The sequence below is a fragment of the Paenibacillus sp. 1001270B_150601_E10 genome, assembly GCF_015558675.1.
GTDB lineage: Bacteria > Bacillota > Bacilli > Paenibacillales > Paenibacillaceae > Paenibacillus_B.
Window position 1 is genome coordinate 104,970 of record NZ_JADMOL010000002.1, and the last position, 12,779, is coordinate 117,748.

General features: G+C 48.1%; 12 protein-coding genes. 8 read left to right on the forward strand and 4 right to left on the reverse strand.

Features of this window, described 5'->3' with window-relative positions:
• Positions 1 to 57 precede the first annotated feature (57 nt).
• On the reverse strand, positions 58 to 1,488 hold the full coding sequence (locus tag I2H74_RS05475) for a hemolysin family protein (RefSeq protein WP_229106418.1): 1,431 nt from the start codon (positions 1,486 to 1,488) through the stop codon (positions 58 to 60).
• A 244-nt stretch (positions 1,489 to 1,732) separates the two neighbouring features.
• Between I2H74_RS05475 and I2H74_RS05480 the strand changes: the two genes are divergently transcribed.
• Positions 1,733 to 2,812: an MBL fold metallo-hydrolase gene (locus I2H74_RS05480; RefSeq protein ID WP_195572286.1), complete on the forward strand. Its 1,080-nt coding sequence runs from the start codon at positions 1,733 to 1,735 to the stop codon at positions 2,810 to 2,812.
• Between the two features lie 82 nt (positions 2,813 to 2,894).
• Here I2H74_RS05480 and I2H74_RS05485 read toward each other — a convergent pair whose 3' ends face one another.
• A complete protein-coding gene (locus I2H74_RS05485; protein ID WP_195573369.1) occupies positions 2,895 to 3,428 on the reverse strand; it encodes a phosphatidylglycerophosphatase A in 534 nt (177 codons plus the stop codon).
• 250 nt (positions 3,429 to 3,678) lie between these two features.
• Between I2H74_RS05485 and I2H74_RS05490 the strand changes: the two genes are divergently transcribed.
• The 5 genes from I2H74_RS05490 (at position 3,679) to I2H74_RS05510 (ending at position 8,926) form a co-directional block, all read left to right on the forward strand.
• Entirely contained in the window at positions 3,679 to 4,773 is a 1,095-nt protein-coding gene (locus I2H74_RS05490) for a GerMN domain-containing protein (RefSeq protein WP_195572287.1), read from the forward strand.
• Positions 4,774 to 4,909: 136 nt separating this feature from the next.
• On the forward strand, positions 4,910 to 5,665 hold the full coding sequence (gene rph, locus I2H74_RS05495; protein ID WP_195572288.1) for a ribonuclease PH: 756 nt from the start codon (positions 4,910 to 4,912) through the stop codon (positions 5,663 to 5,665).
• A 2-nt stretch (positions 5,666 to 5,667) separates the two neighbouring features.
• Positions 5,668 to 6,327: an XTP/dITP diphosphatase gene (locus I2H74_RS05500; protein ID WP_195572290.1), complete on the forward strand. Its 660-nt coding sequence runs from the start codon at positions 5,668 to 5,670 to the stop codon at positions 6,325 to 6,327.
• A 243-nt stretch (positions 6,328 to 6,570) separates the two neighbouring features.
• On the forward strand, positions 6,571 to 7,866 hold the full coding sequence (locus I2H74_RS05505; RefSeq protein WP_195572291.1) for a homocysteine synthase: 1,296 nt from the start codon (positions 6,571 to 6,573) through the stop codon (positions 7,864 to 7,866).
• A 307-nt stretch (positions 7,867 to 8,173) separates the two neighbouring features.
• Positions 8,174 to 8,926: an SDR family NAD(P)-dependent oxidoreductase gene (locus I2H74_RS05510; protein ID WP_195572293.1), complete on the forward strand. Its 753-nt coding sequence runs from the start codon at positions 8,174 to 8,176 to the stop codon at positions 8,924 to 8,926.
• A gap of 157 nt (positions 8,927 to 9,083) precedes the next feature.
• Here the strand turns inward: I2H74_RS05510 and asnB are convergent, their stop codons facing one another.
• Both asnB and I2H74_RS05520 read right to left on the reverse strand, forming a co-directional pair.
• Positions 9,084 to 10,931, reverse strand: coding sequence for an asparagine synthase (glutamine-hydrolyzing) (gene asnB, locus I2H74_RS05515; protein ID WP_195572295.1), 1,848 nt, complete (start codon positions 10,929 to 10,931; stop codon positions 9,084 to 9,086).
• Positions 10,932 to 11,170: 239 nt separating this feature from the next.
• The gene (locus I2H74_RS05520) at positions 11,171 to 11,458 is read right to left on the reverse strand and encodes a CD3324 family protein (RefSeq protein WP_195572297.1); all 288 of its coding nucleotides are present in this window, start codon (positions 11,456 to 11,458) and stop codon (positions 11,171 to 11,173) included.
• Positions 11,459 to 12,045: 587 nt separating this feature from the next.
• Between I2H74_RS05520 and I2H74_RS05525 the strand changes: the two genes are divergently transcribed.
• Positions 12,046 to 12,372 carry a hypothetical protein gene (locus tag I2H74_RS05525; RefSeq protein ID WP_195572299.1) on the forward strand — a complete coding sequence of 109 codons (327 nt, stop codon included), beginning with the start codon at positions 12,046 to 12,048 and terminating at the stop codon, positions 12,370 to 12,372.
• On the forward strand, positions 12,369 to 12,719 hold the full coding sequence (locus I2H74_RS05530; RefSeq protein WP_195572301.1) for a hypothetical protein: 351 nt from the start codon (positions 12,369 to 12,371) through the stop codon (positions 12,717 to 12,719). The genes I2H74_RS05525 and I2H74_RS05530 overlap by 4 nt, the downstream gene beginning before the upstream one ends.
• Positions 12,720 to 12,779 lie beyond the last annotated feature (60 nt).

Below are 12,779 nucleotides of genomic sequence, written 5' to 3' on the forward strand. Positions count from 1 at the left end.
CCTTCATAAGGACGGCCCTTTTAATTTGTACAGCTGAACATGATGGATCTGTTCATTTTACGCATGATGAGGACTAACGCTAATGGGATGCGATTCGCTAACAAGCATCTCTACAAGCTTGATCCGATGCTTTTCTTTGCGCTTGACAATAAAGGTTAGCGGACCATAATTCAGCTTCTGTCCTACGCGCAGCTCGGAGTTGCGATTAATGAGCCAGCCTCCGATCGTATCGGCTTCATCATCGTCAAAATCGACGTGTACGAGCTGGGTGACATGGACGAGAGGGGTAACCCCATCCATTAAATATCGTCGTTCTGTTAGCTTCGCAATTTCGCGGACTTCATCCTCATCGAATTCATCTCTGATCTCGCCTACAATTTCCTCAAGGATGTCTTCAATCGTAATTAACCCCGCAGTTCCACCGTACTCATCCAGCAGTATGGCCATGTGGGAATGCTCCTGCTGCATTCGGCGGAGCACAGCCTTAATCGGAGCAGTCTCAGGCATCATTAGCACAGGTCGAATGACGCGCTCCCAAGGATAGTCCATTTGATGATCCGCTTCGAGAAACAGCTGCTTCGTATTAATGATGCCGATAATATGATCCTTGTTGTCACGGGCAACCGGAAAGCGGGTATATTGCTCCCGCCGGATCGTTCTCCAGACGTCTTGCAGGGATCGATCGGCATACAAGACAACCATAGCGGTACGGGGAACCATAATCTCCTTTGCAGAGAGCTCATCGAAGCTGAAGATTCGATTCACATAGCCATATTCCGTCTTCGTGATCTCGCCGCTCGCTAAGCTGTTGCTAAGGATGAGAAGGATTTCATCCTCGGAATGGGCCTGCTCATTAGCTTGTTCGGGATGAAAGCCTAATAGCCTCGCAAGGCTATTGGCAGAGTTGTTAAGCAGCCAGATAAACGGAAATAGGATACGGTAGAACCAAATGATCGGCATCGCGAATCGAAGGGCGAGGGGCTCTGCGTAGAAAAGCGCAATCGTCTTCGGCAGCAGTTCTCCCACGACGACAGATATATAGGTGACGACGGTAAAGCCAAAGATAAAGGAAAGCAAATGCTGAATGGCGTATGGAAGTTCCAATAGCTCGAATAGAGGAGCAAACAGCCGGACAAAAGCAGGCTCCCCAAGCCAGCCTATTCCGAGGGACGCAATCGTAATCCCAAGCTGGCAGGCGGATAAGTATTCATTGACATGAGTCGTGACTTTCTGAACGGCCTTGGCTTGTGGGACGCCCTCTGCAACGAGTTGGTTCACGCGGCTTGGTCGCAGCTTGACGATCGCGAACTCGGTAGCAACAAAGAAAGCCGTCATCGCAATCAAGATCAGGACGATAAGCATACTCCACAGGATGGCGTCCACCTCCAAGTTGTGATGATGGTCTAAGTGACCTGCATGAAAGCTTTGAAAGCAGGGCTGATCATCCATTAGGTTGTGTAATGAGAGTGGCTTTATCCAGATGCGCATGTTAACAAAACTTACTAAAGTTATGTACAATAGGAGAGTCAAATGTTCAGCTTGGACCAATAAGCGATGGACGGTATTCATTTACTGGTTGCAGTGACGAGCTAAACTTTGCTTAGTTATAACGAATGATCGAGCATAATTCATAAAGCGATTAGGGAATATAAGTTGTTTGTATAAGGTGACGAACTCTTTCTCAAATAAATGGAGCCGTTGATAGATACGTAAGCATATGGAGGATACAAGTATGATACAGGAGCATGACGATCAAGAAAGCCATTTGCCTTATCGAAGGGAAGATACTGTTGTTGAGGAAACATGGCGATTAACGACGTGGATTCACGAGGAATTAGGCTACTGCATTTACCAGATACAAGTGCCTGTACCAAACTCGCTGCGCTGGGTCAATGCGTATGCCATTCTTTCTCAGGGACGCGGCTTCACGATTATCGATCCTGGAATGAGAACAAGTGAGGCAGAGCAGGTATGGCAGCAGGTTTATACGCATCTTCAGATTCAAGAACACGGGATGGAGCAAATTATTCTAACACACTATCACCCTGACCATTTGGGCCTTGCCGGATGGATGCAGGAGCAATACGCCTGCCCCGTCTACATCTCGCCAATCGGCTGGGATATGGCGCAGCGCATGTGGAGCGAGGAGCGGAGCATGAGCACAGAGATGTGCGAGCTGTTCGGCATGCATGGCATGCCAACAGAGAGCTTGGAGCAGATATATGACCATATGGAAAGCTTTGTCGCTCAAGTATCGCCGCTTCCAAAAGTCACATTGCTTCATCATGGCGAGCAAGTATCCTTTTTGGACAGGGAGTGGCTGGTGCTCGAAACGCACGGGCATGCCCCCGGACAGCTGTCGTTCTGGAATGAAGAGCTGAGCAGTTTATTTGTTGGGGATCATGTTCTTCCTAGAATTACGCCGAATGTGAGCTTTATGCTGCAAAGTGATCCAGAGCCGCTGCAATCCTTCCTGCTTGGACTTAAGCAGCTTTATGAGCTTCCAGTAACGTTTGCTTTTCCGGGTCATCGTTATCCATTCGCCCATTTTCATGCAAGAATCGACTATCTGCTTGACCATCATGAAGAGCGGCTCACCGAATTTTATCAGAAGCTAACCACACCCATAACGGCGTATGAGCTGTGTACGTTAACGTTTGGAGCACCTCCTTCCCTTTCGATTCACCAATTCCGCTTTGCGATGGGAGAGACGCTTGCCCATATGGTGGAGCTTAAGCGCAGAGGCTGGGCAAAAACAATCGAGCGAGATAATATGGTTTATTGGACAAGCATAAAGGAATTGAAGTCTTAAACGAACATAAGACATAAAAAGAGCTGATCTCAGTCATGAATTGACTTGGATCAGCTTTCTTTTTGGAATCTTGTATAACCAATTACTTGTCATTCTTCTCTTCTTCAAAGTGCGCCTGCTTGCGATGAGCAATCCGGCTGCTTGCCGCAGCGGCAATGGCGCCTACGATATCATCAAGAAATGTATGAATATTTCCATCGGTCTTATCATTTAATTTCTTCAAGATGCCAGGCTTCAGCTTGTCTACGTAGCCATAGTTCGTAAAGCCGATGCTTCCGTATACGTTTACGATGGAGAAGGCCAAAACTTCATCTACGCCGTACAGCCCCTCATCATGTTCGATCATGTCCTGAAGTGCAGGAATAAGCTGCTTTTGCTCTGCTAAAATATCGAGTTGAATCCCGGTCAGCACTGCATTCTGCACCTCACGCTTGCGCAGGACTTGCTCTACATTATGTATGCAGAACTCCATTGTGAGATCGGGAAAATATTGGCTTTGCAAAAACATGACGAGCTCTGCAATCTGCTCGATTGTTACTCCGCGTTTACGAAGCCATTCTCTGGTTGCTGCTTCTACCTTCTCGCTGTCTAGGCTGTATGGCTTTTGGTTGTCAATAGTCATAAGCTCATCACCTCACTGAAAAGTTATCTAGAAATCATACTCTATTATTGTACATGATTCCTCGGAACTAATCACATCCCAGATAATGATCCGCTTCTTTGCACATTCATAGGCTCTAAAAAAGATGAGGATAGTGGTCATGTTTTGATAGGGGGGCTCGTATATATAGGACAAACAGGTGAGCAGACAAGCGTCACCCGCATGGCTGCCGCATTTCCAATCGCCAAGGAGGCTGAAGGATAAGATGAAGAAAACATCAAACCAGAATACTCGCCGCAACCGATATCGAATCGGGATACTGGCTTGCACGCTCGTACTAACGGCAGGGCTTACTGCATGCGGAGGTGAGAGTGCCATTGACCAACCTCCTACGGATATTGAGAATCAGATGCTGCAAGCGGTGGATGGTAATCCTGTGACAACGAAGAATACGAGTGGAGAGCAAGTGGATGGCAACGAGGAAGCCAACGCTAATCTAACGGTATATTTAAAGGATCGCTATGGTTACCTTGCGCCAGTGTCTTACCAATGGGGCGACAAGGATACAGAGGGGCTTGCCAATGCAGCCGTAACCTTATTGACGGAGGGGAGCACAGAAGCGGGCAGATTGCCGACAGGCTTTACGGCCACTCTTCCCAAAGGCACTCAGGTTAAAAATATGACGTTCAATCCTGAGCAGAAGCTGGTTGTCCTTGAGCTGTCAAAGGAGTTTGCCAATTACGCCCCAGAGGATGAGCGGAGCATTATGGAGTCATTGACTTGGACGCTGACTTCGCTTCCAGATGTAGAGCAGGTGCAGCTGTGGATGGATTCGAAGAAGCTTACAGAAATGCCGGTGGGACATACGCCGCTGGATACGAATCTGACCCGTCATACAGGCATTAATCTTGAGAAGGATGATACAGTAAGCTACTACCGCTCGATGCCGGTTCAGCTGTACTTCACATCCCTGACAGAAGAAGGTAAGACCTATTATATTCCAATCACCCGCTTGGTGGAGCCTTCGGACGATATCGTGACCGCTACCATCAATGAGCTCATCGAGGGGCCGCATAATAAGACCGCCATGTCCATGGTGGCAACGGATCAAACAAAGATCAGCAAGATCGAGCATAAGGAGGATTCACTAGTTGTGCATTTGAGTGATCCGATGTTCGAGCAAGGGGATAAAGTGCCGGCAGACCTGCTCAAGTCCGTTATCTTCTCTTTAACAGAGTTAAGCGATGTAGATAAGGTTCAGATTACGATGAATGGACAAACGGATATCCTTGGATCAGATGACATAGACTATTCAAAGCCTGTCACTAGACCTTCCGTTAACCCGATGATTAAGGGATAATCGCAAAGGAATAGTGGATGCAGCGTGAATCAAGAGCTCACCTATTCTCCGATGAAAAGATGCTTTTCGCTTCTGACTTTGGTAGAATAGGTGATGTTCATTTTATATGCGGATTGGAAATTTAGGAGGAACTACCATGAGAAGCAACGGACGCAAGGCGGAGGATATCCGGCCTACTACGATACGAACGAATACGAACAAATTTGCCGAAGGATCAGTTACGATCGAAGTCGGTGATACGAAAGTAATCTGTACGGCAACAGTGGATGAGAAGGTTCCCCCTTTTATGAAGGGACAAGGAAAGGGCTGGATAACAGCCGAGTATTCCATGCTGCCGCGCGCAACGCAAACACGCAATCAGCGTGAAGCAGCTAGAGGCAAGCTTACTGGACGCACGATGGAGATACAGCGCCTAATCGGACGCAGCTTGCGTTCGGTCGTTGATCTACATGCGCTTGGCGAGCGTACGATTACGCTCGACTGCGATGTCATTCAAGCCGATGGCGGTACACGTACAGCATCGATTACAGGTTCGTTCGTCGCAATGACAATGGCTATACATAAGATTGCGGAGCAGCACAAGCTCGCTGTGTTCCCGGTAACGGACTTCCTTGCAGCTGTTAGCGTTGGAGTCGTTCAGGATGAGCCGGTTTGCGACTTGAATTATGACGAGGATTCCCAAGCGAAGGTGGATATGAACGTCGTGATGACAGGCAGCGGCAAGTTCGTTGAGGTTCAAGGAACAGGCGAAGAAAGCCCGTTCACGAGAGAAGAGCTGAATCAGCTGCTTGCTCTTGGCGAGCAAGGCGTAAAGCAGCTTGTGGAGCTGCAGCGTGAAGCATTAGGAGCGGCTGCGGAGAAGGTTGCAGCACGCGCGAACAAGGAGGCTTAATCATGCCGATTAAAGGAGATACGGTATTCGTCGCAACACGCAATGCAGGCAAGCTGCGTGAATTCTCGCTCGCCTTCTCCTCGCTCGGCTTGAAGGTCAAGAGTCTGGCTGACTTTCCGGATATTCCGGATGTGGTAGAGGATGGAGAGACCTTCCTTGAGAATGCCATGAAGAAGGCGAAGACGGTTGCAGAAGCGCTTCAGGTCCCCGTCCTTGCCGATGATTCTGGGCTGTGCGTAGGCCGCTTGGACGGGGAGCCAGGTGTCTATTCGGCTCGTTATGCAGGAGAGCATGGCAACGATCAAGCCAATAATGAAAAGCTGCTTCGCGAGCTAAAGAAGCTGCCTGCATGGGATACCTCAGGCGATAGCAAGAGCGAGCGGATACAGGAGCATTGGCTGAGCCCAGCGCAATTCGTCTGTTCGCTGGTGCTATATGATCCAGCGAACAAAAAAGCATACGAAGCCATGGGGACGGTGGATGGCTATATTACCGACCATCCGCGCGGAGAGTATGGCTTCGGGTATGATCCTCTGTTCTACGTGCCCGCTTACGACTGTACGATGGCACAGCTTAGTCCAGAGGAGAAGCAGCGCATCAGCCATCGCGGCAGAGCGCTGGATGCCTTGCTGACACGATTATCTTCTTCTTTTTCTGAGTAATCCACTAGACATTTAAGAAATAATTGGATATTGTTATAAAAAAGACACCTTGCAAAGCAATCTTGTATGGGTGTCTTTTTTTACCATAATCGAAGCGTTGTGTTTCAGCTTGATGGAACCATCATTCGATTGCACGATAAAACCAACCTTTGAGCGCGGTCGTTCCTCCTTGAAAGGCCTCGTCGCAAAGCGTTTTATCCCAAACAAATGATATCCACATAGGACGGGGAGGTAGCAATCATCATGAGTAATGAACCGAATACGTATGACTTAGAAACATTGGCCGTTCACGCCGGTCAAGAGGTTGATCCTGTAACCTTATCACGTGCAGTTCCGTTATATCAGACCACTTCCTACGCATTCCGCGATGCGGATCATGCGGCCAATCTGTTTGCGTTGAAGGAATTCGGCAATATTTACACACGCCTTATGAATCCGACGACAGATGTATTTGAAAAGCGCGTAGCTGCATTGGAAGGCGGGGTAGGCGCACTCGCAACGGCTTCTGGCCAGGCGGCGATTACTTACGCGATCCTTAATATCGCTGGTGCAGGCGACGAGATTGTGTCTGCGTCATCGTTGTACGGTGGAACGTACAATTTATTGTCTACTACCTTAGCGAAGCTAGGCATCAAGACACACTTCGTAGATGCTTCTGATCCGGAGAACTTCCGCAAAGCGATTACGCCGAATACAAAGGCACTTTATGCGGAGACGGTGGGCAATCCTAAGGGTGATGTGCTGGATATTGAGGCTGTCGCCAATATTGCGCATGAGAACGGTATTCCTCTCATCGTGGATAATACCTTCCCGAGTCCTTACTTGCTTCGTCCAATTGAGCACGGAGCGGATATCGTCGTTCACTCCGCGACGAAGTTTATTGGCGGACACGGCACGTCTATCGGTGGGGTTATCGTGGATGGCGGCAAATTCGATTGGGCGGCAAACGATAAATTCCCGGGCTTAACAGAGCCTGATCCTAGCTATCATGGCGTGGTATATACGCAAGCGTTAGGACCGATCGCTTATATTATCAAGGCGCGGGTACAGCTGCTTCGCGATATGGGAGCTACCATTTCCCCGTTCAACGCGTTCCTATTGCTGCAAGGTCTTGAGACGCTTCATCTTCGTATGGAGCGCCATAGTGAGAATGCGCTTAAGGTCGCACAGTTCTTAGAGCAGCATGACGCCGTACAATCTGTAAGCTATTCTGGGCTATCAAGCCATCCATCCTATGCGCTTGCGCAAAAGTATCTGCCTAATGGTCAAGGCGCGATCATGACCTTTGAGGTAAAGGGCGGCGTAGAAGCAGGACGCAAAGTCATCGAGAACGTAAAGCTGTTCTCCCACCTTGCAAACGTAGGGGATTCGAAGTCCTTGATCATTCACCCTGCCAGCACGACGCATCAGCAGCTTGAGGAAGCGGAGCAGCTGTCTGCAGGCGTATCGCCAGGCATGATTCGCTTGTCGATCGGAACAGAGTCTGCTAAGGATATCATTGCAGATCTCGATCAGGCGCTTAAAGCAAGCCAATCCTAATATCACTTATTAAAAGTGGCAAGCAGCACTCATAGCGTACTTGTTGCTTTATATTTAGAAGTAAATATCTGACGTAGAAGAACCCTTTCTTGGTTATCCTTGGAAGGGTTCTTCTTATGGGGATAACAGCTGATACGGTCTATCAACAAGAAGCCGCTCAAACGAAAAGTGGAATGAGAATGTGACCACTTTCACTGATATCTCGAATTAAATTATTTTATAAATAAAATGTTTTGGTTTAAGATAATAGGTGTAATAAATGTCATATACGAAATATTACATAACATCTGAAAGGAAAGTGGACATCATGAGACTCGAAAATAAAGTGGCGATTATTACAGGTGCAGGTACCGGAATTGGGAAAAAGACAGCCTTGCTCTTCTCTTCTGAGGGAGCATCTATTGTTGTAACGGATGTAAACCAAGAATCAGGAAATCAAACCGTGAAAGAAATTCAAGATCAGTGTGGACAAGCGATCTTTGTTCCTCACGATGTAACGAAGGAAGAAGCTTGGATGCACGTTGTCGAGGAAGCCAAAGAGGCCTTTGGCAAAATAGATGTGCTTTTCAATAATGCGGGTATCTATATTATTAAGCCGATGATAGAAATCAGCCTTGATGAATGGAACAAGTTGATGGCGATTAACGTAACAGGCGTGTTCCTTGGCATGAAGCATGTGATGCCAGTCATGGCTGAGCAGAAAAAAGGCTCTGTGATTAATGCCTCTTCCATCGCGGGGATTATCGGTGCTCCAGGTCATGTGTTGTACGGAGCAAGTAAAGGCGCAGTGCGTACCATGACGAAAGATGCGGCAATGGAATATGCAGGACAACGTGTTCGTGTAAACTCCATCCACCCTGGATACATCAAGACTGGCATGGCAACCTATGCTTCTGAAGTAACCGGGAAGTCCGAAGAGCAGCTTGATGCCACTTACCCATTAGGACGCATGGGTGATCCTGAAGAAGTAGCGAAAACGGTTCTTTTCCTTGCTTCTGATGAATCCTCCTTTACAACCGGAGCAGAATTCGTCATCGATGGTGGAGCTACTGTGCAATAAGCTATTTTAAGATCATTCAGGATTTATGTTAGCTAGCAAACTTTTTGTTTCATAAACTATTCCTTCTCATTCAAATATAGCATAAAGACGCCTCTTATAAGCCGAGAGGCGTCTTTGTAGTTTTGCAATATGGATGATATGAGCTGGATATCTAGATCTAGAGGGTCACTTTGACATTGTAATCGGTAAGCCACCAATCGACCTGAAGCAAATAGGCAAACAACTGAGGGCCGGACATGAGCTGGCCGAACCAAGGAAGGTTGGAGCTGGCTTCTTCAGAGGCAGCGATCTCGCGAATACGTGCAGTATCGATAAATTGATGCAGAGGCGATGTTGGGTCATCAAGGCGCTCCAGCGCCATTGCACGAACTGCGTTCAAGTAATTTGGATTATGCGTCTTCGGATAAGGGCTCTTTTTCCGATATAGCACATCATGCGGAAGGAGGCCTTCCAGTGCTTTACGCAGTAGCCCTTTTTCACGATTGCCATACGTTTTGATTGCCCATGGAATGTTAAACACATATTGCACGAGCCGATGGTCGGTATAAGGAACGCGAACTTCGAGTCCTGCACCCATGCTCATGCGATCCTTGCGGTCAAGCAGCGTCGGCATGAAGCGGGTAATGTTCAGATAGGACATCACCCTCATCTTTCTGGCGAGGGCATCCTCTCCTGGTAGCGGAGGAACCTCATTAACGGCTTCCTGATAACGGTCTGCCACATATTCATCGGCATGGATCGCTGCTGCGACATCCGGCTTCAGGAGGCTTTTTCGCAGCGGGAAGGCAAGTGCCCAAGGAAAGGTATTGGCGTTAAGCGCCTCTTCTCGGTGGAACCACGGGTAGCCTCCAAATACCTCATCTGCAGCTTCCCCAGATAAGGCAACCGTCGCTCCTTTTTTAATCTCATGACAAAATAAGTATAGAGAACCGTCAATGTCGGTCATACCCGGCAAGTCACGTACAAAAACGGCATCCTTAAGTGATTGGACAAGCTCTGGAGTATCGAACGTAATCGCATGATGATTAGTACCCAGCTCTTGAACCATCCGTTCAATCCAAGGCGCATCCGCATTCGGCTGGAAGCTGTGGGCTTTGAAATGCTTGTCGTTGTCTACATAATCAATCGAATAGGTATCGACTTGGCCTAGGCCTCTCTCCTTGTAGTGCCGCACGGTAAGCGCCGTAAGCGCGCTGGAGTCAAGACCTCCGGACAGCAGCGTGCAGACAGGAACGTCCGAGATCAGCTGACGCTCGACGGTATCGATCAGGAGATCTCGAACCGCAGCAGCCGTTTGTTCGGCGTCCTCGTGATGCTCTATGCTCTCGAGCTTCCAATAGCAGTGCGTGCGAACGCCGCTATGATCGAGCGTTAGCGTATGACCTGGGCGCAGCTCTTTCATATTGGCATATACGCCATGGCCAGGCGTCCGTGCTGGCCCGACAAGGAAGATTTCTGCGAGCCCCTGAGCCCCAACCTCCGGTACGACGTCCGGATGCTTAAGAATCGCCTTCGGCTCAGAACCAAATAAGAATGTCCCTTCACCTGCTTGATAGAATAAGGGTTTAACGCCCAGTCGGTCACGTGCCATGAAGAGCTTCTGCTCTTGTTCAACCCAGATCGCAAAGGCAAAAATGCCATTGAATCGCTCCACACAATGCTCTTTCCATTCGATATAGGCGACAAGCAGCACTTCGGTATCACAAGTCGTCTTGAAGCTGTAGCCTCTGGATAGGAGCTCCTGTTTAAGCTCTGGGGCATTATACAATTCACCATTGTAAACAAGCGCGTAGGTGCCGCTCTCATGCTCGCGAATCATGGGCTGAGCACCATTCAGCGGATCAATGACGGACAGCCTCCGATGACCGAGCGCGCATGAACCCGATAACCAAGTTCCCTTTGCATCAGGACCGCGAGCAGTGAGTGTTGCAGTCATTTGTTCGATGATGGAGGAGCTTTGGCTTAGGTCCTGATGATAATCAATCCAACCAGTTATTCCACACATGTATGTTTCATCCCTCTTTCGCTCCGGTATCCCCGAGGGTTGACGCGCGGGGGTAAATCGAGATAATACCATGGGTATGCACGCTGTCGTATAAAATGTATGTCCACCTCGAAATCACACAAAAAAGTCAAGGAATCTGCCTAGCTGGGAAAACGTAAAAATGCCCGCAAGTTTGTCGGTCACTTGCGAGCATCGCTCGTTGTACTGCTTATATAAAAGCCTCAAGTCCCGCATGTTCATCATGTGAGCTGGAGAACTTTCTTCGTTTTGTACACGATCTTGTAAATGCTGTCACGAGACAGATGATAATGATTCGCCAATTCATCAATGGATGTTCCTTTGGCATAGCGGTCATAAATTTCGCGGTTGCGTTGCTCGAGGCTGCGTCTTGTTCCGTTCAGATCGCCCCATCCTGCACGTACGCTGTCATCTTCCCGCGGAATATAGATAAGTTCGCTTTGAACGTATTTTTGAATCTCCTGAAGCAGGCTAGCCGGAAGTACATCCTTTCCATTTATATAACCCATAGAGGCCCTCCTTGATTTCGCGCATATTCCGAATAAATGTGTTACGAATACGTTTCGTGTCCATGATTAACATGTGACAGCCTCCTTTCAGTAAAATGTGTATTTGTTTCCTCTTTATGCTACAACGAAATGACGCTACAGACAATGCTGTAGATTATATAAACACCATAATGTATGCCAGCCGCTTGGCTGTCACCACATTGGCTTTACGTTTTTTTGTGGTTATTGTGCCTAAATTTAGCTTTTCCCCACCATATAAGAAAACCTCTTTCCGAGGTCAATAACGATGAGCGACTCGCTTAGAGGTAGTAGTATCGCCAAATTAAGCTAACGTTTCTTATGACGAAGAGTAGGATTCGATTCAGGTCAAAAAGGGGAGAGAGGTGTCCCGACTCTCTCCCCGCTTACAGGATCTCCGCTTACGCAGAGATCACCTCATTATAAAATTGAATCACTTCAATCAGCTCCTTTCACATGGATTAGCCGGCGTACTTCCATTAAATCACGGTCAAGGTCAAGGAACAATGGAGAGAATCGTTACATTTATTCTTACCATTTGGATACGCTATACGTGTAAGGAGGAGACGATGATGGAGAAGCAGAGGATGTATGTATCTATCGCTGATCGTACGATACTTTCGTCTACAGATCAAGCCGCAGCACTTGAAGTGATAGTAAATGAAGAAGAACTAGCGGAGCTGCATTATATTCTGGGCCAGCTAGCAGATGCAGATAGCGACGCTTTGATCGACGAATTTACCCTAATCAGCTTCAAGCCGATCGAGGAGATCAATGCACGTTATCAATCTCAGTTGGACAGCCTGTATCGAGCCATTTATCGATCAGGTACTCCAAAAACGAGGCATGCCATTGCTGTGGCAAATGAGTCAATAGGGATGGAGGGAGCAACATGATTGAAATTCAAGCTGCTCATGTGCGCGGCATTCAACAGATTAACGGACGTCCATGTGCAGAAGTAGAGGTCGTTCCTTTTGAATCGAATACAGGGAGCTTCACGGTGTACGTGGCGAAGGTGCCGCATGGCGGCTATGAGATTGTAGACGCGCGTTCGCAGCAGACGGCGGTAGCAGACAGTGGTGCTTTTGACAACAATATGGGCCAGGTATTGTCAGCCTCCTTCGGAGAAGAGATGGCAAACATCGACTTTGGTTCGGAATGGCAGGCTAAATCCTACTTCTTGGATAGCTTGCTTGGCTGCCAAGAAGTATGCGAAGCGTTAGCGGAGCAACTGGGGCAGTAGCAAAACCTTATTTTTATAGGCATCACCAAAGCCCATTATTATCATCATACTAGATCATTA

Bases quoted from the DNA above. Each gene is read 5' to 3' on its own strand.
- I2H74_RS05475 (WP_229106418.1), bottom strand. From the start codon at position 1,488: ATGCGCATCTGGATAAAGCCACTCTCATTACACAACCTAATGGATGAT.
- I2H74_RS05480 (WP_195572286.1), top strand. From the start codon at position 1,733: ATGATACAGGAGCATGACGATCAAGAAAGCCATTTGCCTTATCGAAGG.
- I2H74_RS05490 (WP_195572287.1), top strand. From the start codon at position 3,679: ATGAAGAAAACATCAAACCAGAATACTCGCCGCAACCGATATCGAATC.
- rph (WP_195572288.1), top strand. From the start codon at position 4,910: ATGAGAAGCAACGGACGCAAGGCGGAGGATATCCGGCCTACTACGATA.
- I2H74_RS05500 (WP_195572290.1), top strand. From the start codon at position 5,668: ATGCCGATTAAAGGAGATACGGTATTCGTCGCAACACGCAATGCAGGC.
- I2H74_RS05505 (WP_195572291.1), top strand. From the start codon at position 6,571: ATGAGTAATGAACCGAATACGTATGACTTAGAAACATTGGCCGTTCAC.
- I2H74_RS05510 (WP_195572293.1), top strand. From the start codon at position 8,174: ATGAGACTCGAAAATAAAGTGGCGATTATTACAGGTGCAGGTACCGGA.
- asnB (WP_195572295.1), bottom strand. From the start codon at position 10,931: ATGTGTGGAATAACTGGTTGGATTGATTATCATCAGGACCTAAGCCAA.
- I2H74_RS05520 (WP_195572297.1), bottom strand. From the start codon at position 11,458: ATGGGTTATATAAATGGAAAGGATGTACTTCCGGCTAGCCTGCTTCAG.
- I2H74_RS05525 (WP_195572299.1), top strand. From the start codon at position 12,046: ATGATGGAGAAGCAGAGGATGTATGTATCTATCGCTGATCGTACGATA.
- I2H74_RS05530 (WP_195572301.1), top strand. From the start codon at position 12,369: ATGATTGAAATTCAAGCTGCTCATGTGCGCGGCATTCAACAGATTAAC.